This is a genomic window from Vibrio sp. 10N.286.48.F5, assembly GCF_041469785.1.
In the GTDB taxonomy this organism is placed as follows: domain Bacteria; phylum Pseudomonadota; class Gammaproteobacteria; order Enterobacterales; family Vibrionaceae; genus Vibrio; species Vibrio crassostreae_C.
The window spans coordinates 19,147-40,309 of record NZ_JBFRLG010000018.1 but is presented as its reverse complement, the minus strand read 5'-3'; the positions used below and the strand labels follow the sequence as shown (position 1 = coordinate 40,309).

The 21,163-nt window shown below is 45.4% G+C and carries 22 protein-coding genes; 18 read left to right on the top strand and 4 right to left on the bottom strand.

Annotated elements, in window-relative coordinates:
* The first annotated feature begins 96 nt into the window (after positions 1 to 96).
* From crl to pgpA, 11 genes are all read left to right on the top strand, one after another.
* Positions 97 to 486: a sigma factor-binding protein Crl gene (gene crl / locus AB4185_RS12210; protein WP_108019906.1), complete on the top strand. Its 390-nt coding sequence runs from the start codon at positions 97 to 99 to the stop codon at positions 484 to 486.
* Between the two features lie 76 nt (positions 487 to 562).
* Entirely contained in the window at positions 563 to 1,747 is a 1,185-nt protein-coding gene (proB, locus tag AB4185_RS12205) for a glutamate 5-kinase (protein ID WP_012604650.1), read from the top strand.
* Positions 1,748 to 1,813: 66 nt separating this feature from the next.
* Positions 1,814 to 3,064 carry a glutamate-5-semialdehyde dehydrogenase gene (locus AB4185_RS12200; protein WP_017060786.1) on the top strand — a complete coding sequence of 417 codons (1,251 nt, stop codon included), beginning with the start codon at positions 1,814 to 1,816 and terminating at the stop codon, positions 3,062 to 3,064.
* A 156-nt stretch (positions 3,065 to 3,220) separates the two neighbouring features.
* Positions 3,221 to 3,670: a transcriptional regulator NrdR gene (gene nrdR, locus AB4185_RS12195; protein WP_004734394.1), complete on the top strand. Its 450-nt coding sequence runs from the start codon at positions 3,221 to 3,223 to the stop codon at positions 3,668 to 3,670.
* 40 nt (positions 3,671 to 3,710) lie between these two features.
* The gene (gene ribD, locus AB4185_RS12190) at positions 3,711 to 4,790 is read left to right on the top strand and encodes a bifunctional diaminohydroxyphosphoribosylaminopyrimidine deaminase/5-amino-6-(5-phosphoribosylamino)uracil reductase RibD (RefSeq protein ID WP_137001902.1); all 1,080 of its coding nucleotides are present in this window, start codon (positions 3,711 to 3,713) and stop codon (positions 4,788 to 4,790) included.
* Positions 4,791 to 4,859: 69 nt separating this feature from the next.
* Entirely contained in the window at positions 4,860 to 5,516 is a 657-nt protein-coding gene (locus AB4185_RS12185) for a riboflavin synthase (protein ID WP_010436361.1), read from the top strand.
* A gap of 108 nt (positions 5,517 to 5,624) precedes the next feature.
* A complete protein-coding gene (gene ribBA / locus AB4185_RS12180; protein WP_017060784.1) occupies positions 5,625 to 6,734 on the top strand; it encodes a bifunctional 3,4-dihydroxy-2-butanone-4-phosphate synthase/GTP cyclohydrolase II in 1,110 nt (369 codons plus the stop codon).
* Between the two features lie 295 nt (positions 6,735 to 7,029).
* Positions 7,030 to 7,500, top strand: a complete 471-nt coding sequence (gene ribE / locus AB4185_RS12175; RefSeq protein WP_004741508.1) for a 6,7-dimethyl-8-ribityllumazine synthase — start codon at positions 7,030 to 7,032, stop codon at positions 7,498 to 7,500.
* Positions 7,500 to 7,967, top strand: a complete 468-nt coding sequence (gene nusB / locus AB4185_RS12170) for a transcription antitermination factor NusB (protein ID WP_004734399.1) — start codon at positions 7,500 to 7,502, stop codon at positions 7,965 to 7,967. Before ribE ends, nusB begins: the two co-directional genes overlap by 1 nt.
* A gap of 114 nt (positions 7,968 to 8,081) precedes the next feature.
* Positions 8,082 to 9,056 (top strand): thiamine-phosphate kinase, encoded by a 975-nt coding sequence (thiL, locus tag AB4185_RS12165; protein ID WP_017066823.1) that lies wholly within the window; start codon positions 8,082 to 8,084, stop codon positions 9,054 to 9,056.
* Positions 9,056 to 9,562, top strand: a complete 507-nt coding sequence (gene pgpA, locus AB4185_RS12160; protein WP_017060782.1) for a phosphatidylglycerophosphatase A — start codon at positions 9,056 to 9,058, stop codon at positions 9,560 to 9,562. The genes thiL and pgpA overlap by 1 nt, the downstream gene beginning before the upstream one ends.
* A 119-nt stretch (positions 9,563 to 9,681) precedes the next feature.
* On the opposite strand, the gene dxs is transcribed toward pgpA, so the two are convergent.
* From dxs to xseB, 3 genes are read right to left on the bottom strand one after another with little or no spacing between them, the layout of a single operon-like run.
* Positions 9,682 to 11,565 carry a 1-deoxy-D-xylulose-5-phosphate synthase gene (gene dxs / locus AB4185_RS12155; RefSeq protein ID WP_017066824.1) on the bottom strand — a complete coding sequence of 628 codons (1,884 nt, stop codon included), beginning with the start codon at positions 11,563 to 11,565 and terminating at the stop codon, positions 9,682 to 9,684.
* A gap of 21 nt (positions 11,566 to 11,586) precedes the next feature.
* A complete protein-coding gene (gene ispA / locus AB4185_RS12150; RefSeq protein WP_017063336.1) occupies positions 11,587 to 12,471 on the bottom strand; it encodes a (2E,6E)-farnesyl diphosphate synthase in 885 nt (294 codons plus the stop codon).
* Positions 12,472 to 12,491: 20 nt separating this feature from the next.
* Positions 12,492 to 12,734, bottom strand: a complete 243-nt coding sequence (gene xseB / locus AB4185_RS12145; RefSeq protein WP_004734405.1) for an exodeoxyribonuclease VII small subunit — start codon at positions 12,732 to 12,734, stop codon at positions 12,492 to 12,494.
* A gap of 298 nt (positions 12,735 to 13,032) precedes the next feature.
* Between xseB and pomA the strand changes: the two genes are divergently transcribed.
* From pomA to rlmM, 7 genes are all read left to right on the top strand, one after another.
* Complete coding sequence (gene pomA, locus AB4185_RS12140; protein WP_017060778.1) at positions 13,033 to 13,797, top strand: flagellar motor protein PomA; 765 nt, start codon at positions 13,033 to 13,035, stop codon at positions 13,795 to 13,797.
* Between the two features lie 12 nt (positions 13,798 to 13,809).
* Positions 13,810 to 14,757: a flagellar motor protein MotB gene (locus AB4185_RS12135; RefSeq protein WP_017060777.1), complete on the top strand. Its 948-nt coding sequence runs from the start codon at positions 13,810 to 13,812 to the stop codon at positions 14,755 to 14,757.
* A 318-nt stretch (positions 14,758 to 15,075) separates the two neighbouring features.
* Entirely contained in the window at positions 15,076 to 16,524 is a 1,449-nt protein-coding gene (gene thiI / locus AB4185_RS12130) for a tRNA uracil 4-sulfurtransferase ThiI (RefSeq protein WP_017063338.1), read from the top strand.
* A 671-nt stretch (positions 16,525 to 17,195) separates the two neighbouring features.
* Positions 17,196 to 18,104 carry a transcriptional regulator GcvA gene (locus AB4185_RS12125; protein WP_012604639.1) on the top strand — a complete coding sequence of 303 codons (909 nt, stop codon included), beginning with the start codon at positions 17,196 to 17,198 and terminating at the stop codon, positions 18,102 to 18,104.
* Positions 18,097 to 18,720 (top strand): alpha/beta fold hydrolase, encoded by a 624-nt coding sequence (locus AB4185_RS12120; protein ID WP_017069501.1) that lies wholly within the window; start codon positions 18,097 to 18,099, stop codon positions 18,718 to 18,720. The genes AB4185_RS12125 and AB4185_RS12120 overlap by 8 nt, the downstream gene beginning before the upstream one ends.
* Positions 18,710 to 19,108: a DUF423 domain-containing protein gene (locus AB4185_RS12115; RefSeq protein ID WP_017069500.1), complete on the top strand. Its 399-nt coding sequence runs from the start codon at positions 18,710 to 18,712 to the stop codon at positions 19,106 to 19,108. The genes AB4185_RS12120 and AB4185_RS12115 overlap by 11 nt, the downstream gene beginning before the upstream one ends.
* Entirely contained in the window at positions 19,105 to 20,196 is a 1,092-nt protein-coding gene (gene rlmM, locus AB4185_RS12110; RefSeq protein WP_017070491.1) for a 23S rRNA (cytidine(2498)-2'-O)-methyltransferase RlmM, read from the top strand. Before AB4185_RS12115 ends, rlmM begins: the two co-directional genes overlap by 4 nt.
* A gap of 80 nt (positions 20,197 to 20,276) precedes the next feature.
* On the opposite strand, the gene xni is transcribed toward rlmM, so the two are convergent.
* A complete protein-coding gene (xni, locus tag AB4185_RS12105) occupies positions 20,277 to 21,050 on the bottom strand; it encodes a flap endonuclease Xni (RefSeq protein WP_102331961.1) in 774 nt (257 codons plus the stop codon).
* Between the last annotated feature and the right edge of the window lie 113 nt (positions 21,051 to 21,163).

The following is a 21,163-nucleotide window of genomic DNA, read 5'->3' as shown; positions in this document are numbered from 1 at the left end:
TGATACTCAGAGATAATTTATAAAACCTAATTGCGTAGTTTTTACGTATAACAATCTGAGTAACGTCATTCTTAACATTGAAAATGGAGATTCAATATGTCAGAAGTGACACAACAACCTACGCATTACCGCTTGTTGAATGTTTTAAAGGCGATTGGGCCATACTTGAGGGAACCGCAATCAGAAGAAGGTCATTATATCTTTGATTGCTTGTCTGTATGTGTGAACGATAAAAAATCACCAGAAGAACGCGAGTTTTGGGGCTGGTGGCTGGAGTTGGACAAGTCGGGAGAGGGATATTCGGCGAAGTACAATATCGGTAAATACAACATCGATGGTAACTGGGATTCTTTGCCGTTACCTAAAAAGGCGGTCGCTGAGGTCTCTCGAACTCAAGAAGCCTTCCACAAAAAACTGGTTGATGAACTTCAAAGTAAGTTTGAAATCAGTATCCAATTAGACGAAGAGTCTGTCGAATTCGTCTAATTTTAAAGGTTACTCTTCTACATAAAGCAAAAAGGTGCGATTTCGCACCTTTTCTGCTTGTGAATTCCCCTTTTGATTGCTAAAACATCACCTCTTATTTGTTTTATCCATAAAAGACTTCATGACAACAAATCATCAAAGCGGGACAACAACACAGCGTAAAACTGTCGTTGTTAAACTGGGTACCAGTGTCTTAACTGGTGGAACATTGGCATTAGATCGTGCTCACATGGTTGAGCTGGTTCGTCAATGTGCAGAATTAAAAAAACAAGGCCACTCTGTGGTTATGGTTTCGTCTGGTGCAATTGCAGCAGGACGTGAGCACCTTGGTTACCCCGCACTTCCCAACTCAATGGCGAGCAAACAGTTGCTTGCGGCAGTTGGGCAAAGTCAGTTGATTCAAGTTTGGGAGTCTTTGTTTGCTATCTATGGCCTTAAGATTGGCCAGATGCTACTGACTCGTGCTGATCTCGATGATCGCGAGCGTTTTCTTAATGCACGTGACACGATCAACGCACTGGTTGAGCACGATATTATTCCGGTAGTAAACGAAAACGACGCAGTAGCAACCAACGAAATTAAAGTGGGCGACAATGATAACTTGTCGGCCTTAGTGGGTATTTTGTGCGGTGCTGATAAGCTTTTGCTACTAACAGACCAAAAAGGCCTGTTTACGGCTGACCCTCGTAAAGATCCAAATGCTGAGCTCATCAAAGAAGTGAAAACCATTGATGACACGCTGCGTAAGATCGCAGGTGGCAGCGGTACTACGTTGGGTACTGGCGGCATGGCGACAAAACTGCAGGCGGCTGACATTGCTCGTCGCGCAGGCATCGAAGTGATTATTGCTGCGGGCAGTGCTGAAAATGTGGTGTTTGATTCACTGAGTGATAACCCACAAGGCACACGTTTCTTGCCTTTAGCGGAAGCGCTTGAAAACCGTAAACGCTGGATTTTAGCGGGCCCTGCTTCAGCAGGTGACATCGTGGTTGACGACGGCGCAGTAAACGCAGTCAACACCAAAGGCAGCAGCTTGTTGGCGAAAGGGGTTGTTCGAGTTAAAGGCGAATTCTCTCGTGGTGAAGTTACCCAAGTCACAGACAGCAAAGGCAAAGTAATTGCGCGTGGTATCGCCAGTTATTCAAGCCAAGACCTAGCAAAAATTGCAGGCAAGCACAGTAAAGATATTGGCGACATCCTTGGATACGATTATGGGTCAGAAGTCATTCACCGTGACGACCTAGTTGTAATCCAAGAGTAGCTCGTGATGATAAGGTGAATCACCTTTTTGCATCCAAAGACAGACAGAATTTAGGGAGAGTTAAACGTGGATTTAACTAACATGGGTATCGCAGCAAAAGACGCTGCTTTCCACCTAGCGACCGCATCTACGGCGCAAAAGAATAAAGCATTGGCGATTATCGCTGATGAGCTAGAAGCAAACGCAACAACGATTTTAGAAGCGAACGCGAAAGACATCGAACTGGGTCGTGAAGCGGGTTTAACTGACGCACTGCTCGATCGTCTACTTCTTAACGAAGAGCGCTTAACCGGTATCGCTAACGATGTTCGTAACGTGATTAGCCTGAATGACCCAGTTGGCAGCGAAATTGACAGCAAAGTACTAGAAAACGGTATGTCACTGTCTCGCCGCCGCGTGCCACTTGGTGTGGTGGGTGTTATCTATGAAGCGCGTCCGAACGTAACCATCGATATTGCAGCTCTGTGTCTGAAGACAGGTAACGCAAGCATTCTACGTGGTGGTAAAGAGACGTTTTTCTCGAACATGGAACTGGTTAAGGTTATCCAGTCTGCATTAGAGAAAGCGGAGCTTCCAGCCGCTTCTGTTCAGTACATCGAGAAGCCTGATCGTGAACTCGTTTCTCAACTGCTTAAACTGGACGACTACGTGGATATGATCATTCCTCGTGGCGGCGCTGGTCTGCACAAGATGTGTAAAGAGAACAGCACCATCCCAGTAATCATCGGCGGCTTTGGTATCAGTCATATCTTCGTTGATGAAAGCGCTGATCTTGAGAAATCTGTCGATGTGGTCGAAAACTCAAAAGTTCAACGTCCATCGGCGTGTAACTCGTTAGATACACTGCTAGTGCATGAAGCGGTTGCTGAAGCTTTCCTAACTAAGCTGAAACAGCGTTTAGCCGGCAAGGTAACCTTAGTTGCTGATACCAGTGCAAAATCGCTGCTAGCGGGTTTTGAAGACCAACGTGATGCGGTTGAAGGCGACTTTGACACTGAATGGCTAAGCTACACGCTAGGCGTGAAAGTGGTAGCGGATGTGGCAGAAGCGATTGACCACATGCGTGTACACAACGCGAGTCATTCAGATGCGATCATGACCAATAGCTTAGAGAGCTCAGAGCGATTCATTAACTCTGTTGGTTCTGCAGCGGTTTATGTGAATGCATCAACACGTTTCACTGATGGAGCACAGTTTGGTTTAGGTGCTGAAGTTGCCGTGTCTACTCAGAAATTGCATGCTCGCGGCCCAATGGGCTTAGAAGAGCTGACAAGCTACAAATGGGTAGGTAAAGCGAACTATTTAGTCCGCGGTTAACGCTGGTCGTTAATTTTACTCCTCAGCTCATTTTTGAAATGGCGGTCGAGTAGCAATAATCAATGAATCACCACACAAAAGGGCCTTAATTGGCCCTTTTTCTTTCCTAACGTTTGGCAATTCCGTTACACTGATATTCAATTATTTGGAGGTGATATGCATTGTCCTTTTTGTTCAGAGAACGACACTAAAGTAATCGATTCAAGACTGGTAGCCGATGGCCATCAGGTTCGTCGTCGCCGTCAATGCCTTGCATGTAGTGAACGTTTTACTACGTTCGAATCGGCAGAACTTGTGATGCCTAAAGTCATAAAGTCGAATGGAAACCGCGAACCATTTAATGAAGATAAAATGGTGGGTGGTGTACAGCGCGCCCTAGAAAAACGCCCAGTGAGTGCTGACGCGATTGAACTTGCGATCAGTACGATTAAGTCACAACTCCGTGCAACTGGTGAGCGTGAAGTACCAAGCGAGATGATTGGTAATCTTGTGATGGGCCAATTGAAAGAATTGGATAAAGTGGCGTACATTCGTTTTGCCTCTGTTTACCGCAGCTTTGAAGACATCCGAGAGTTTGGCGAAGAAATCGCTAAATTAGAGGATTAACTCCTCAATCATGTCAAACTTTACTCCCCTAGATTTTCAAATGATGTCGCGTGCTATTCAGTTAGCAAAACGCGGCATTTACACTACTGCTCCAAACCCTAATGTGGGTTGTGTCATTGTACAAACCGACGGTCAGATCGTTGGTGAAGGTTTTCATGCCAAAGCTGGCGAACCTCATGCTGAAGTACATGCCATGCGAATGGCAGGCGACAAAGCAAAAGATGCGACGGCTTATGTCACGCTAGAGCCTTGTTCTCATTACGGTCGAACGCCGCCTTGTGCTGAAGGTTTGATTAAGGCTCAAGTAGCCAAAGTGATTTGTGCCATGCAGGACCCAAACCCAAAAGTCGCAGGTCGTGGTATCAAAATGCTACGCGATGCGGGTATTGAGGTTGAAATCGGTTTGCTAGAGCAAGACGCTCTCGACTTGAACCCTGCATTTATCAAGCGTATGCAAACTGGCATGCCATTCGTTCAGTTAAAGATGGCCGCTAGCCTTGATGGGCAAACGGCATTGGAAAATGGCCAAAGCCAGTGGATCACATCGCCAGAAGCACGTCGTGATGTTCAGAACTACCGAGCAAAATCAGGCGCTGTGTTGTCAACTAGCCAGACGGTGATTGAAGACAACGCGTCGTTGAATGTTCGTTGGGCAGAGTTGCCAAGCAGTATCAAAGGTCATTACGCTGAAGACGAGCTGCGTCAGCCGATTCGCGTGATTCTTGATCGTCAAAACCAACTGCGTCCTGAACTCAAGTTATTCCAGACTCCAACATCGGTGTTGAGAGTTGCCGAAGCATCTGCTGATATTGAAGTCGCAACCACAGATGCAGGTCAGCTCGATTTGCACGATCTGATGCGTCAATTACCTGCCAATCATATCGACCATATTTGGGTCGAAGCGGGCGCAACATTGGCAAAAAGCTTGATTGAAGAGCAGCTGGTGGATGAGCTAATCCTTTATTTAGCACCTAAACTTATGGGCAGTGACGGACGAGGTTTGATGGGTGCATTAGGGCTCACTTCAATGTCTGACGTTATTGACCTAGAAATTAAAGATGTTCGACAGGTTGGTGTGGATATTCGCATCGTTGCGAAACCCGTATTTCGAAACAGATAGTAACGAAACCACAGTGGAAATAGTTACTCCAACTACATACGTGTCGTTGACAACAAAAAGAGTTTTAAAATGTTTACAGGAATTGTAGAAGCCGTAGGTACATTGAGTGCAATCACTCCCCGCGGAGAAGACATCACCGTAACGGTTAATGTTGGTAAGCTTGATATGGCTGACGTTAAGTTAGGCGACAGTATCGCTACCAATGGTGTGTGTTTGACAGTTGTTGAATATAACGACCACAGCTACAGTGCAGATCTTTCGCTTGAGACCCTGAAAAAAACGGGTTTTGTCGATTACCAAGCGGGCGATAAAGTTAACCTTGAGAAAGCAATGTTACCAACCACGCGTTTCGGTGGACATATAGTGTCTGGTCACGTTGATGGCGTGGGTGAGATTGTTGAACGTAACCAAGTTGGCCGTGCGATTGAATTCTGGGTAGAAATGCCAGCAGAAATCTCAAAATACGTGGCTCAAAAAGGCTCAGTAACAGTTGATGGCATTAGCCTGACTGTGAACGATTTACGTAAGAACGCATTCAAGCTGACTATTGTTCCTCATACTTCTTCAGAAACCACCATCGACCAATTCAATGTCGGTCGTAAAGTGAATCTAGAAGTTGATGTATTAGCACGTTACATGGAGCGTTTACTGCAAGGTCAGCAACAAGAATCTGAGCCTGAATCTCGATTAACGATGGAATTCTTACAGCAGAATGGTTTTGCCTAACCGTTGATACAAAGTGCGTTAAGCGAGACTTTGTAAAGCGAAGCAATATCATCAGGTTTAAATAGTGTCGGTTCTAGGAAGCAGAACCATTTCAAAGGATATAGAACAATGCCAATTAGTACTCCTCAAGAAATTATTGAAGACATTCGCCTAGGAAAAATGGTTATCCTGATGGATGATGAAGATCGCGAAAATGAAGGCGATCTGATCATGGCAGCAGAACATGTGACGCCAGAAGCGATTAACTTCATGGCGATGTACGGCCGTGGTTTAATTTGTCTGACGCTAACCAAAGAGCGTTCAAACCGCATGGGTCTAGCGCCTATGGTTCAAGATAACAACGCACAGTACACCACTAACTTTACTGTTTCGATTGAAGCGGCAGAGGGCGTAACAACGGGTATCTCTGCATCAGACCGTGCAGTGACGGTTCAAGCGGCAGTGGCGAAAGATGCGAAAGCGGCTGATCTTGTTCAACCTGGTCATATTTTCCCACTGACAGCGCAAGATGGCGGTGTTCTGACTCGCGCAGGACACACAGAAGCAGGTTGTGATTTAGCACGTCTTGCAGGCTGCGAGCCAGCATCGGTTATCGTTGAGATCCTTAACGACGACGGTACTATGGCTCGTCGCCCTGACCTTGAAGTGTTTGCTGAAAAACACGACATCAAGCTAGGCACGATTGCTGACTTGATTGAATACCGCAACAACACAGAAACAACGATTGAGCGTGTAGCACAATGCCATTTACCAACAGAGTTTGGTGATTTCGAGCTGGTGACTTACCGCGATACAATTGATAACCAGATCCACTACGCGATGCAAAAAGGCGACCTATCTGAAGGTGCTCCTTTGGTACGTGTTCACCTGCATGACACGTTCACCGATCTGCTTCATTCAGACCGTGGTACTGAACGCAGCTGGTCGCTAGATAAAGCGATGAAGCGTATTGGCGACGAAGGCGGTGTGTTGGTTATTCTTGGCAACGAAGAGTCGTCTGATTCTTTGATTCACAAAGTGAAGACATTCGAAGCGCAAGACAAGAACGAGCAGCCAACTATGGCGAAGAAGCAGGGTACCTCGCGTCGTGTTGGTGTCGGTTCTCAGATTCTTCAAGATCTAGGTGTGCACGATATGCGTCTGCTTTCTTCAAGCACTAAGCGTTACCACGCATTGGGTGGTTTTGGCCTTAACGTTGTTGAGTACGTTTGCGAATAAACCATGCGTTAGCAAGCAGACGTTTCTCCGTTTGTAGCAACATAATTTACCGATGATTTCAGTGGCTCTTTTGGTGATAAATCTTGCCAAAAGAGCAAAGTAGCCAAGTCCGACTCAAAACGTGTTCAACACACAAACTTGGTTACTCGCTGTTCCTATATGCTTGGGATCAGCGCTGCATTATCATCTTTACATTGCCGGTGTCTGTTCTTCTAAATTAGCATTAGATATTGCTCACAGTTTTGTGCTAGAATCCGGCGATTCTCACTTGATGAAAATAGTTAAAGGAAGGCTTATGAAAGTGATCGAGGGTGGCTTCCCAGCGCCAAATGCAAAAATTGCTATCGTTATTGCTCGTTTCAACAGTTTTATTAACGAAAGTTTACTTTCTGGTGCAATCGATACTTTAAAGCGTCATGGACAAGTAAGCGAAGACAACATCACTGTTGTTCGTTGCCCTGGTGCAGTAGAACTTCCACTTGTAGCGCAGCGCGTTGCAAAAACAGGTAAGTTCGATGCGATTGTATCTCTTGGTACAGTAATTCGTGGCGGTACACCTCACTTTGACTATGTTTGTAGTGAATGTAATAAAGGTTTGGCACAAGTGTCTCTGGAATATTCTCTTCCAGTAGCGTTTGGTGTTCTTACTGTTGATACGATCGATCAAGCTATTGAACGCGCAGGAACCAAGGCTGGTAATAAGGGTGCAGAAGCAGCACTTAGCGCACTTGAGATGATCAACGTTCTTTCTGAAATCGATTCCTAATGGGGGCCAGTGTGAAACCAGCCGCACGTCGTAACGCACGTCAATTTGCTCTACAAGCAATTTATTCTTGGCAAATTACTAAAGAAAATATTGCTACCGTTGAAGAACAGTTCTTATCTGGTGGTAAGTATGATGAAGAAGAGCATCATGCTGCAGAGCCTGCTCTTGCTATGCCAGAAACAGACGTTGCATACTTCCGCGACCTACTAACTGGTGTTGCTCTTAGCCACATGGAACTTGATAGCAAGCTTCGTCCATTCGTATCTCGCCCTATGCAAGATCTGGATCTGATGGAACTAGCGCTTCTACGTTTAGCTATGTACGAGATGACTCGTCGCGAAGATGTACCATACAAAGTGGTTATCAACGAAGCTATCGAGCTTGCAAAAGTATTTGCAGCAGAAGACAGCCATAAGTTTGTTAACGGTGTGCTTGATAAAGCTGCACCGCACGTTCGTAAGAAATAAGACGTTCGTATATTGAATCTAAAGGTCAGCTTTTATGCTGGCCTTTTTTGTAACTAAATTTCTGTAATATCCATGATTACGGCGATTTTTATGAGACTAAAGATAGGGCATGTGATGTCTGGCGAATTTAACCTGATTGAAAAATATTTTGTAAATCGACAACCACAACGTAAAGACGTTCTTCTAGCTGCTGGCGATGATTGTGCTTTGGTCAAAGCGCCGGGCAATGTTGAGATAGCGATCAGCACGGACACCTTAGTGGCTGGTACCCATTTCTTAGCTGAGGCGAATCCGGCTTGGGTGGCACACAAAGCGTTGGCTTCCAATATCAGTGACCTTGCTGCAATGGGCGCGACGCCTGCTTGGGTGTCTTTTGCTTTAACCATGCCTGAAATCGATGAAGCATGGCTTGCTCCCTTCTGTGACTCCTTTTTTAAACTCGCAGACTACTTTGGTATTCAGTTAATTGGTGGCGACACAACCAAAGGTCCACTAAGCCTGACACTGACGGTACAGGGCTTTGTTCCTGAAGGACGAGCGCTGCGCAGAGATGGCGCGAAAGTGGGCGACTGGATTTACGTAACAGGTAATCTAGGTGACAGCAAAGCTGGCTTAGAAGTGTTACTTAACCCTGAGCAGAACAGAGCGAAGCCCTATGCTGCTGAGCTTGAAGAGAGACATTATGTGAGCGCCCCACGAGTGTTAGCGGGTCAGGCTCTAGTGAACCTTGCTTCATCTGCGATTGATATCTCTGATGGCGTTATTGCTGATTTAAAACATATCCTTAAGCGTTCTCAAGTTGGCGCGAGTATTGATGTAAGCACGCTGCCTATCTCTCCAGAGTTACGTCAGTTCGCTCCTGATATCACTTCAGCTCAGCAGTATGCGCTAACGAGTGGTGAAGAGTACGAACTGTGCTTTACTGTACCAGAAGAGAATAAAGGGTCGCTGGAAAGTGCTTTGTCACACACAGGTACAAAAGTCACCTGCATTGGCCAGATAAGACCTGTAGAATATTTTGAATTACACAATAATGGTGAACCACTAAGCTGGAACTTAACTGGTTACGATCACTTTAAGGTTAATTGATGACAAACCCACTTTCTCTTATTTCTCTTAAAAATCCTTGGCATTTCTTAGCAACGGGTTTTGGCAGTGGCTTATCGCCTATTATTCCCGGCACAATGGGCACGCTTGCGTCAATTCCGTTGTACCTATTGTTGGTTCAGCTACCGTTTCCTGCTTACGTTGCCGTGGTGGTGGTAAGCTGCATTATTGGTATTAAGATCTGCCAAGTAACGTCTGATGATATGGGCGTGCATGACCACGGTTCTATCGTTTGGGATGAGTTTGCGGGCTTTTGGATCACCATGAGCTTAGTGCCTATGCTGAATATCCCTGCCGATGACTGGAAATGGCTTCTGACTGGTTTTGTGCTTTTCCGCTTCTTTGACATGGTAAAACCTTGGCCGATTGGTTGGCTAGATGCGCGAATTCACGGCGGCTTGGGTATCATGATTGACGATATTGTAGCGGGTATTATGGCGGCTATTTCGTTGTATGCCGTGGCACATTTCGCAGGTTGGTTAGTGTGAGTTAACTGAAGGGCTAAGGTTTAGTTGGCGATACACCAAGCTAATTAGCAGATACTAAAAAGGTTGACCCTAGGGCCAACCTTTTTTGTTTGCGGAGCTTACGAGCTTACGTATTAAAGCTACTTGGCAAGATAGTCAGTGATAGACTTCTCAATCCCTTTCGCATCTAAGCCAAGCTCTTCATGCAGCTCACCTTGAGTACCTTGAGCAATAAACTTGTCTGGTAGGCCAAGGTTCAATACTGGCATCAGTAGTTTTTCTTGCATCAAGAATTCAATCACACCCGCACCCGCACCACCTGCAATCGCGTTTTCTTCGATAGTCACTAGTACATCGTGGTCAGCAGCAAGTTGTTTGATCAGAGCTTCGTCGAGGGGCTTAACAAAGCGCATATCTGCCACTGTAGCATCGATAGCATCAGCCGTTTGAAGTGCACTCTCAAGGAAAGTACCGAAGCTTAGGATAGCGACCTTCGAGCCATCTTTTGCTTTTTCGCTTTCGCGAACGATACGACCTTTACCAATCTCAAGAGCGGTAAATTCACTTTGAATCTCAGTACCCATGCCATTACCGCGAGGGTAACGAACGGCACTTGGACCTGTATGCTGGTGGCCAGTGTAAAGCATTTGGCGACATTCGTTTTCGTCGCTTGGCGCCATGATCACCATGTTTGGAATACAACGCATAAAGCTTAAGTCGAACGCACCTTGGTGTGTTTGACCATCAGCACCGACAAGACCTGCACGGTCAATAGCGAACATGACCGGTAAGTCCATGATAGCCACATCGTGGATCAGTTGATCGTAGCCACGTTGTAGGAACGTCGAGTAGATAGCGACAATCGGCTTATCACCCGCAATCGCCATACCCGTTGCTAGGGTCACAGCATGCTGCTCAGCAATTGCTACGTCGAAGTATTGTTCTGGGTACTCTTTCGAGAAACGCACCATGCCAGAACCTTCACGCATTGCAGGCGTGATCGCCATTAGCTTAGGATCTTGCGCCGCCATATCACACAGGAAGTCACCAAAAATCTTAGAGAAAGTTGGTTTAGAGCTGGTGCTCTTAGGCAGACTTGAGTGTGCTGGATCGAATTTCGGTACGCCGTGGTAACCGATTGGATCTTTCTCAGCTGGCTCGTAGCCTTTGCCTTTCTTAGTCATGATATGCAGGAACTGAGGGCCTTTAAGGTCTCTCATGTTCTTAAGCGTTTTAATCAGCTCATTGACATCGTGACCATCAATTGGGCCAATGTAGTTAAAGCCTAACTCTTCGAACATGGTGCCAGGGACAACCATGCCTTTTAGATGTTCTTCTGTACGACGAACCAGCTCTTTAATCGGCGGAACGCCTGATAGCACTTTCTTGCCGCCCTCACGAATTGACGTGTAAAGACTGCCAGAAAGAACTTGAGCTAGGTGGTTGTTTAGCGCACCTACGTTTTCAGAGATCGACATCTCGTTATCGTTCAGGATAACCAGCATGTCATTGTGAATATCGCCCGCGTGGTTCATGGCTTCAAATGCCATACCCGCAGTAATCGCGCCATCACCAATCACACTCACGACTTTACGGTTCTTGCCTTCTTTCTTCGAACTGATAGCCATACCAAGTGCAGCACTGATCGATGTTGAAGAGTGACCAACAGAAAGGGTGTCGTATTCACTCTCTTGACGCCATGGGAATGGGTGCAGTCCATCTTTTTGACGGATAGTCGACAAGCGGTCGCGACGACCTGTAAGAATTTTGTGCGGGTATGCTTGGTGACCAACATCCCAAACCAACTGGTCAAAAGGCGTGTTGTACACATAGTGCAGAGCAACTGTCAGCTCTACTGTACCTAAGCCTGACGCTAAGTGACCACTTGACTGGCTCACTGAGTTAAGAAGATAGGTACGTAATTCATCACAAAGCTGTGTCAGCGTCTCTTTTGGAAGTAGACGCAAATCCTCTGGCTTATCAGCCAAAGCAAGAGTTGGGTACTTTGATATATCAAGAGTCATAGGTAATGCGCGCTTATTGTCTTAGTTCTTGCGCTCGATGACGTATCGGGCGAACTCTTCGAGTAACTGGGTATTGTATGGGATTGCAGCCAAAGCTTGAAGCGCTTCCTGTAGCAGAGTTTGCGCTTTTTCTTGAGCGCCCTCTAAACCTAGCAAAGAAGGGTAGGTGCTTTTGTTCAATTCTTGGTCAGAACCCTGTGGCTTACCCAAAGTTTCAGTATCGCCAGTGATATCTAAAATATCATCTTGAACCTGGAATGCTAATCCAATGGCGTCGGCGTACTTGTCTAATTGAGGCATCACTTCAAACGCTTTTTCACCAGCAGCGAGAGCACCTAAACGAATCGCACATTTCATTAGCGCGCCCGTTTTATTGCGGTGAACTTCTTCTAACTCTTCTAGCGTGACAGAGCGGTTTTCAGCTTCAATATCAAGTGCTTGTCCAATGCACATACCTTGTGCACCAGAGGCTTCGGCTAGGCGTTGAATCATTCGAACGCGATTGCTTTCACCGTCAGCACTTAATGTACCTTCCGCAAGTATAGTAAACGCGAGAGTTTGTAGTGCATCGCCAGTTAAAATTGCCGTTGCTTCATCGTATTTGATGTGACAAGTCTGATGGCCACGACGCAGTTCATCGTCGTCCATTGCTGGAAGGTCGTCGTGAATCAGAGAATAGGCATGAATACATTCGATTGCAGATGCTGGAGTGTCGAGTTCTTCAGCGGTGCAGCCGAGCATTTCCCCTGTAATGTAGACAAGAAATGGACGTGCGCGTTTACCGCCTAAAAGTAACCCATAACGCATCGCGTTGATCAGGTTCTGATCTTGGTGTGGTAGGCGATCAAGCCAAAGGTTCAGTTGCTCGTTATTACGTGCTTGATAAGACAATAAAGTCTCAATCATAGGGGATCTCATACAATTCGTTATTCTGGTTGTGGGTTAAAGTCACTAAGTTCTGCGTTTTCATCATTTTGCAGTAGGATGCTAACACGCTGTTCAGCATCGTTTAGTTTGCTTTGACCGGCACGAGCGAGGGAGATGCCTCGTTCGAACTTTTTCAGCGCATCATCTAAAGCTAGATCACCATTTTCTAGTTGATCAACCAAGCCATCAAGCTCTTCGATTGCTGCTTCAAAGCTCATATTTTCAGGTTTCTTAGTAGCCATAATAAATCTGCGTTTGGAAAGATGAACGAACGTTACCCTAGGCCGCTGAGATGGTCAAATGTAACCAAGAAATTTTGCTAGAAAGTTCGTTTTTAAGGGGCTTGAACGCACTTTGCTTGAATAACCTTAGCTTTATCGAGTTTATGCGCTACGTATAAGAGCAAAGTAAGCCAATAGTTGGGATTCAAAAACGAAAAGTGTGATACTTAGGCCAAGAATTTACTAAAAGATCTTATAGTCTTGCCGATACAAAGATTATCGTCGACATAGAGCTACAAAAAAGCATGAGGAGTGCTCAGTGGATTTAGCAACCCTAATAGGTTTGATTGGTGGATTTGCCTTTGTAATTATGGCAATGATCCTAGGTGGAAGCCTAGGGATGTTCTATGACACGACATCCATTTTGATCGTAGTTGGGGGCTCAACCTTTGTTGTTCTAATGAAGTTCACCATGGGACAGTTCTTTGGTGCGACTAAAATCGCAGGCAAAGCTTTTATGTTTAAAGCGGATGAGCCTGAAGATCTTATTGCGAAAGTTGTAGAGATGGCTGATGCGGCTCGTAAAGGTGGTTTTTTAGCACTGGAAGAGATGGAAATTAACAACAGTTTCATGCAAAAGGGCATCGATCTTTTGGTGGATGGCCATGATGGAGATGTAGTTCGTGCTGCACTGCAAAAAGACATCGCATTAACCACAGAGCGTCATGAGCAGGGCGCGAAGGTGTTCTCTGCATTTGGTGATGTAGCACCCGCGATGGGTATGATTGGTACCTTGGTTGGCTTGGTTGCCATGCTTTCTAACATGGATGATCCAAAAGCGATCGGCCCTGCGATGGCGGTGGCACTTTTAACCACCCTATATGGTGCGATTCTTTCGAACATGGTGTTCTTCCCAATTGCCGACAAGCTTGCGCTGCGTCGTGACCAAGAGACACTCAACCGTCGTTTGGTTATGGATGGCGTACTCGCGATTCAAGATGGTCAGAACCCACGAGTAATCGATGGTTACCTGAAGAGCTACCTAAACGAAGGTAAGCGTACGATTGATGGTGAACCTGCGTAAGAGGAGTTGAAGATGGATGAAGAAAATCCATGTAAATGTCCTCCTCCGGGATTGCCTCAATGGATGGGGACATTTGCTGACTTGATGTCACTGCTGATGTGTTTCTTCGTACTGCTGCTCTCATTCTCTGAGATGGACGTACTGAAGTTCAAACAGATCGCTGGCTCGATGAAATTTGCGTTTGGTGTACAAAACCGCTTGGAAGTGAAAGACATTCCTAAAGGCACCAGCATCATTGCACAAGAGTTTCGACCTGGTCGTCCAGAGCCGACACCGATTGATGTGATCATGCAGCAGACGATTGATATTACGCAGCAAACGCTTGAGTTTCATGAAGGTGAATCTGAGCGTGCTGGCGGTACCATGCGTGATCAAGGCAAGATGACCGGAGGCAAGTCGCCAGAGGTTTCGACTCACGACAATCAAAACTCTGAGTCAGACCAACAGCAACAACAAGCTGAAGCTCAATCGCAAGAGATGGAAACCTTGATGGAAAGCATCAAGAAGGCGTTGGAGCGAGAGATAGACCAAGGCGCGATTGAAGTTGAAAACCTTGGCCAGCAGATTGTGATTCGAATTCGTGAGAAGGGTGCATTCCCATCGGGTTCTGCTTTCCTACAGCCTAAGTTCCGACCTTTGGTGAGACAGGTTGCTGAGTTGGTGAAAGATGTTCCGGGTATCGTTCGAATCTCAGGGCACACCGATAATCAACGTCTTGATTCCGAGCTTTATCGATCTAATTGGGACTTGTCATCACAGCGAGCAGTGTCTGTTGCTCAAGAGATGGAAAAGGTGCGTGGTTTCTCTCATCAACGCTTGAGAGTACGCGGCATGGCGGATACCGAGCCAGTCGAGCCAAACGATACTGAATGGCAACGTAGCCTCAACCGCCGCGTTGAAATCAGCATCATGCAGGGCGAGCCGCTTTACAGTGACGAAGTGCCTGTTATTAATGAATAGCCGATACGTGTACACACGGTAGCATGCAGATAGCATCGAAAGCCCAACCTTATAATGAGGTTGGGCTTTTTGTTTGCTGGTCTTCAATGGTTCTCTCTGCGGCATTTATGTCGTTTCGAAACCTGCTACTGTTAATAACAAGCGGTTTAATGATGGTGTTACAGCAAGCACTCTTTTCCTTGCTTCACTTTCTCATGTATAATTCGCGCCCTTAGATTTAGATATGATCTATTCTTGCTTCAAGTGCTGTGTAAATTCTCTAATTTACTTGGCGATGAGCGTTTTCAAAATTTTGAACATTAATGTTGTGAAAGTACTATGAAATTTATTGTTAAGCCCCATCCGGAAATTTTTGTAAAAAGTGAATCGGTGCGTAAGCGCTTCACAAGGATTCTAGAGTGCAACATTCGTAACGTTATTCAACGTCGCTGTGAAAGTGTTGCGGTATTCAACCGTCGCGATCATATTGAAGTGACGTCTGAGAGTGACCAGTACTACGCAGAAGTGTTAGAGGCTCTGACTCACACTCCAGGTATTCACCACTCTCTTGAAGTTCAACAGTCTGAATTCAAAGACTTGCACGATATTTACGAGCAAGTACTAGAACGCAGCCGTGCTGACATTGAAGGCAAGACTTTCTCTGTACGTGCTAAGCGTCGTGGTAAGCATGACTTTACCTCTATTGAACTTGAGCGCTACGTAGGCGGCGGTCTAAACCAAGCAGTTGAGTCAGCGAAAGTTCGACTTAAGAACCCTGATGTAACCGTTAAGGTTGAAGTGGCTAACGACAAGCTAAACCAAGTTCTAGCTCGTCACAAAGGCCTCGGTGGCTTCCCTCTTGGTACTCAAGAAGATCTACTGAGCTTGATCTCTGGCGGCTTTGATTCTGGTGTTTCAAGCTACCTGCACATCAAACGCGGCTCTAAGGTTCACTATTGTTTCTTCAACCTTGGTGGCCCAGCGCACGAGATTGGTGTTAAACAAGTGGCTCACTACCTATGGAATAAATACGGCTCATCTGCAAAGGTGAAGTTCATTTCTGTAGACTTTGAACCTGTGGTTGCTGAAATCCTTGAGAACGTAGAAGACGGCCAAATGGGCGTTGTTCTTAAGCGTATGTTCATGCGTGCTGGTGGTATGGTTGCAGACAAGTTCAAGATCGAAGCGTTGGTTACTGGTGAAGCACTAGGTCAGGTATCAAGCCAAACGCTAACTAACCTGCGTCACATCGACAACGTGACAGATACTTTGATTCTTCGTCCGCTTATCAACTGGGATAAAGAAGACATCATCGACCTTTCTCGTATCATCGGTACTGAAGACTTCGCTAAGGTAATGCCTGAGTACTGTGGTGTTATTTCTAAGAAGCCAACAGTGAAAGCGAAGAAAGGCAAACTGGAAGCAGAAGAAGCTAAGTTTAACTTTGAAGTGCTGGATCAAGTGATCGAGAACGCTCGTGTTATGGATATCCGTGACATCGAGAAAGAGAGCCAAGAGCAAGCGCCTGAAGTTGAACAAGTTCAAGCTGTTGCTGAGCACGCTATCGTTCTTGATATCCGTAGCCCAGAAGAAGAAGACGAAAGCCCATTAGAGGTCGAGGGTGTTGAAATTAAACACATCCCATTCTTCAAGCTTTCGACTCAGTTTGGCGACCTAGACCAAGCGAAAGAGTACTTGCTGTACTGTGACCGTGGTGTAATGAGCCGTCTACAGGCACTTTACCTACAAGAGCAGGGCTTCCATAACGTTAAGGTTTACCGCCCATAGTGGTGTGTTGACCAAGCGTTAATCATTTTGCAAAGCCGTTTACTGAAAAGTAAGCGGCTTTTTTATTTTCTATTGTGAATGATTTACAGTAGTCAGACAGAGGCGTGAGTTTGGGCGTGCTATCGTCATGCTCAGCTTTGAAATTTTTGATTGATAGAAAGAGTGTGTTCTAAACGGGTTTATAAGTACCGAAGAAGTGTGAGTATCTTGAAGTATTCTGTTACTTTTTAGTGCAACTCAATGGTGCTATTTGTATGTGTTCAGTTGATTATTTGAGTGGGTGTCTGATTCTGTGATTGGCGATGAAAAATAATAAAGATTAATTAGCACAGCTATTGATAAACTTGTTGTTACATTTCTTTGCACATAAAAAAACACCGCCCATAAGGCGGTGTAAACAAATTTGACAGACAGGTCAAAATAAATACAGGAAGTACATGCCTCGTTTCAGTATAAACTGCAACAAAACATTTGGTAGAACTCTACCCAACTCGAAAAGAACGAGTTTGCAAACACAACATCGCAGGAGCTAAGCCAATTGATTCTAGAGAGAATCAAGCCGTTCAGGCTAGCTGCTGCGGGATGAAATATAGAATTTCTCTGGCTGCTAGGCAATGGACAAATTATAATGTTTCAGATAAAAAAAACTAATGCTTATTTAGAGAGTAACTATGTCTCGTCGATTACCCCCATTAAACTCGCTAAGAGTGTTTGAAGCTGCAGCTCGACACTTGAGTTTTACGCGTGCTGCAGAAGAGTTGTTTGTTACTCAAGCGGCAGTCAGTCATCAGATCAAAGCGCTTGAAGAATTCTTATCTTTGAAGCTGTTTCGCCGAAGAAACCGCTCTTTGCTGCTAACTGAAGAAGGTCAAAGCTACTTCTTAGATATCAAAGATATTTTCACATCACTAGCAGAAGCGACAGACAAAGTGCTGGAGCGAAGTGAGAAGGGCGCATTGACCATCAGTTTACCGCCGAGTTTTGCTATTCAATGGTTGGTACCAAGGCTCGCTGACTTTAATCAGCAAGAGCCTGATATTGATGTAAGAATCAAAGCCGTTGATATGGATGAAGGCTCGCTAACCGATGATGTAGACGTCGCTATCTATTATGGCCGAGGTAATTGGTCGGGGCTTAGAGCCGATAAGCTTTACCAAGAATACTTGATCCCTCTTTGCTCACCTTCCGTGCTGCTAGGAGTAAAACCATTAGAATCTCTCAGTGATTTGGCATGTCATACGCTACTGCATGATACATCTCGAAAGGATTGGAAACAGTTTGCTAAGCAAAATGGTATTGATGGGGTAAACGTTAATCATGGCCCTATCTTCAGTCACTCAACCATGGTATTGCAGGCGGCCGCTCACGGGCAAGGTATTGCTTTGGGTAATAATGTGTTGGCGCAACCTGAAATCGAAGCAGGTCGTTTGATTGCACCTTTTGATGAAGTGTTGGTAAGTAAGAACGCCTTCTATGTAGTGTGTCATGAGAAACAAGCTGACATGGGGCGTATTGCGACTTTCCGTGATTGGATGTTGGCGAAAGCGCAAAGTGAACAAGAGGACTTACTTGATGAATAACCTCATCATTGATGGTGAAGACAACCCAATAACCTTTATCTTTGCACATGGTGCTGGCGCAGGTATGGATCATGAGTTCATGCAGTCGGTAGCAAAAGGGTTGGCGTTTAAAGGGATACGAGTGATTCGTTTTAATTTCCCTTACATGATCAAACGTGCTGAAGATGGTAAGCGTCGTCCACCTGATCGAGCCCCTAAACTGCTCGAAGCTTACCAAGATATTATCGGACAGGTAGATGCCGATAAGCTTGTGATTGGCGGTAAGTCGATGGGAGGACGTATGGCGAGCCATTTGTCTGAAGTTGATAAGGTGGCTGCAATGGCCTGTTTAGGCTTTCCTTTTCATCCGCCAGGCAAACCAGAGAAATACAAAGGTGAGCACTTGGCTGAGTTAGCAAAGCCGTGTCTTATTCTGCAGGGTGAACGTGATACCTTTGGTAAGCGAGAAGAGTTTGCTGATTTCGACCTGTCGGATTCGATTCGTGTTGAGTTTATTCCTGATGGCGATCACAGCTTTAAGCCTCGTAAGAGCTCTGGCTACACCGAACAGCAGAACATAGCGTTAACCGTTGAGAAACTATCGGCGTTTATCAAAGAGGTGCTTAATGAGAAGTAAGTATTTACTCACTTTTGCAGGTATCTCTGGCGCAATAGCCGTAATGCTAGGTGCCTTCGCCGCTCACGGGTTAAAAGCTGTCTTGCCAGAGTATCTGCTAGGCGTGTTTGAGACAGGTGTTCAGTACCAGTTTATCCATACACTAGCAATATTGGCGTGTGGTGCTCTGCTACAGATGAAACTTGGTGCTAAATCACAAAAATATTTTTTCATTGCGGCAATTTGCTTTATCATCGGCATCCTTTGTTTTAGTGGCAGCCTTTATGGCTTAGCACTGACAGGAATAAAATGGTTTGGCCCTATAACACCGTTTGGTGGTCTACTATTTATCATTGGTTGGGGAGTCTTCTCCTTCGCTGCTTTGAATATAAAAGAGGTAACTCAGTGAAACACGTACTACTTTATTGTCGCTCTGGTTTTGAAAAAGAATGTGCTGGCGAAATTCAAGACAAGGCAACACAACTGGAAGTGTTTGGTTTTCCTCGCCTAAAGAACAATACAGGTTTTGTATTGTTTGAATGTTACCAAGCAGGTGAAGCGGACAAGTTGATCAAAGAGATCGATTTCCAATCACTGATCTTTGCTCGTCAAATGTTGGCAGTGGCTGTTGAAATTAAAGACCTGCCAACCGATGACCGTATTTCTCCAATTCTTGAGGCGCTTTCTGAGAAAGAAGGTTTCCCTCGTTGTGGTGATATCCGTATTGAAACGCCAGATACTAACGAAGCAAAAGAGCTTTTGAAGTTCTGCCGTAAATTTACCGTGCCGATGCGTCAAGCGATGCGTGGTAAAGGCCTGATGACAGCGAAAGATAACGCTAAGAAGCCTGTGCTTCATTTATGCTTCATCGCTCCGGGCCACTGTTTTGTTGGTTACTCTTACCCAACGAACAACTCCCAGTTCTTTATGGGTATCCCTCGTCTGAAGTTCCCATCAGATGCGCCAAGCCGTTCTACATTGAAGCTAGAAGAAGCATTCCACGTATTCATCCCTCGTGATGAGTGGGACGAGCGTTTGGCTCCAGGTATGTGGGGTGTTGATTTAGGTGCATGTCCAGGTGGTTGGACTTACCAATTGGTTAAGCGCTCGATGTTCGTTCACTGTGTTGATAACGGCATGATGGCAGACAGCCTAATGGAAACAGGTCAAATTAAGCACCACATGGTGGATGGCTTTAAGTTTGAACCAGACCGTAAGAACGTAACTTGGATTATCTGTGACATGGTTGAGAAGCCAGCTCGTGTTGCTCACCTTATGGGTGAGTGGATCATCAAAGGCTGGGCGAAAGAAGCACTGTTCAACCTTAAACTGCCTATGAAAGGCCGTTACGATGAAGTACTGCAAGATATCGAGAACCTAAAAGTGTTCCTGATTGAGAACAAAGTGAAGTTCAAGATGCAGGCTAAGCACCTTTACCACGATCGCGAAGAGATCACGGTCCACATTCAGGCGCTTTCAAACATCTCACCGCACTAATATTTACGTTAGTGTGTCAGTGATAAAAAATGCTCCTTTAAGGGGCATTTTTTGTATCAATATTATCGAGTCACAGCGACTTAAGCGTTTGCTTCGTAACGAATATCTTGCAGGTTGAACCCTAAATCAATATCGGTTTTGAGTGCCGATACTTGCTTACATACACGAGCGGATTCGATGTGTTCGTCGAACTTCTTACGATATTTTTTCGGCAGATCTTCTGCTTGATAGGCCGCTTCGATATCTGGGAAAGTGGTTAAGATTTCTTTTGCAGCTTTTGGTCCTATACCTGGAATCCCCGGTACTTGGCTAGAGCTCACACCGGTTAAGCCCCAGTAATCTGCAAGTTGCTCTGGTTTTACGCCGAACTCAGCTTCGATAAAGGGCTTATCTAACCAGCGATGTTGGAAGTAATCGCGGATCTGTAGTGTAGGTGATAACAGTTGGCAGTAACCTTTATCGGTAGAGATTATCGTAACTTTTTCACCATGGTCAGCCACTTTTTTTGCGAGTGTTGCTACTAAGTCATCAGCTTCATCGCCATCAGATAACAGCGAATCAATACCTAATTCCCACCAAGCTTGTTGGATAGCATCGAGGCCTTTCAGTAATGGCTCAGGCATTGGCTTTCGGTTTTGTTTATAGGCAGGAAGGACTTCTGCACGCCAGCCCCGATCTTGTAAGTGGTGATCGAATACCGCGATGATGTGAGTTGGTTTAGACTCCGCAAGAATCTTATTAAGAGTACGAGTCGTGGTAGTGATGGTTCTTGCTATATCGGTTGGATCCGGCTGAACTGAGTGAACGCGTCGGATTAGGTTCAAGGCATCGATAATAACAAGATGGATAGACATAAGTTTCCACTAAATAGGCAATAAATAAGGGGCTGCTAGCCCCTTATAGTAACGTATCACTTGGTGAGTTGAAACGCTGGTGACGTAAACGTCATGACTTGTTTAGCTTTATG

Bases quoted from the DNA above. Each gene is read 5' to 3' on its own strand.
- crl (WP_108019906.1), top strand. From the start codon at position 97: ATGTCAGAAGTGACACAACAACCTACGCATTACCGCTTGTTGAATGTT.
- nrdR (WP_004734394.1), top strand. From the start codon at position 3,221: ATGCATTGTCCTTTTTGTTCAGAGAACGACACTAAAGTAATCGATTCA.
- ribD (WP_137001902.1), top strand. From the start codon at position 3,711: ATGATGTCGCGTGCTATTCAGTTAGCAAAACGCGGCATTTACACTACT.
- AB4185_RS12185 (WP_010436361.1), top strand. From the start codon at position 4,860: ATGTTTACAGGAATTGTAGAAGCCGTAGGTACATTGAGTGCAATCACT.
- ribBA (WP_017060784.1), top strand. From the start codon at position 5,625: ATGCCAATTAGTACTCCTCAAGAAATTATTGAAGACATTCGCCTAGGA.
- ribE (WP_004741508.1), top strand. From the start codon at position 7,030: ATGAAAGTGATCGAGGGTGGCTTCCCAGCGCCAAATGCAAAAATTGCT.
- nusB (WP_004734399.1), top strand. From the start codon at position 7,500: ATGGGGGCCAGTGTGAAACCAGCCGCACGTCGTAACGCACGTCAATTT.
- thiL (WP_017066823.1), top strand. From the start codon at position 8,082: ATGTCTGGCGAATTTAACCTGATTGAAAAATATTTTGTAAATCGACAA.
- pgpA (WP_017060782.1), top strand. From the start codon at position 9,056: ATGACAAACCCACTTTCTCTTATTTCTCTTAAAAATCCTTGGCATTTC.
- dxs (WP_017066824.1), bottom strand. From the start codon at position 11,565: ATGACTCTTGATATATCAAAGTACCCAACTCTTGCTTTGGCTGATAAG.
- ispA (WP_017063336.1), bottom strand. From the start codon at position 12,471: ATGATTGAGACTTTATTGTCTTATCAAGCACGTAATAACGAGCAACTG.
- xseB (WP_004734405.1), bottom strand. From the start codon at position 12,734: ATGGCTACTAAGAAACCTGAAAATATGAGCTTTGAAGCAGCAATCGAA.
- AB4185_RS12135 (WP_017060777.1), top strand. From the start codon at position 13,810: ATGGATGAAGAAAATCCATGTAAATGTCCTCCTCCGGGATTGCCTCAA.
- thiI (WP_017063338.1), top strand. From the start codon at position 15,076: ATGAAATTTATTGTTAAGCCCCATCCGGAAATTTTTGTAAAAAGTGAA.
- AB4185_RS12125 (WP_012604639.1), top strand. From the start codon at position 17,196: ATGTCTCGTCGATTACCCCCATTAAACTCGCTAAGAGTGTTTGAAGCT.
- AB4185_RS12120 (WP_017069501.1), top strand. From the start codon at position 18,097: ATGAATAACCTCATCATTGATGGTGAAGACAACCCAATAACCTTTATC.
- AB4185_RS12115 (WP_017069500.1), top strand. From the start codon at position 18,710: ATGAGAAGTAAGTATTTACTCACTTTTGCAGGTATCTCTGGCGCAATA.
- xni (WP_102331961.1), bottom strand. From the start codon at position 21,050: ATGTCTATCCATCTTGTTATTATCGATGCCTTGAACCTAATCCGACGC.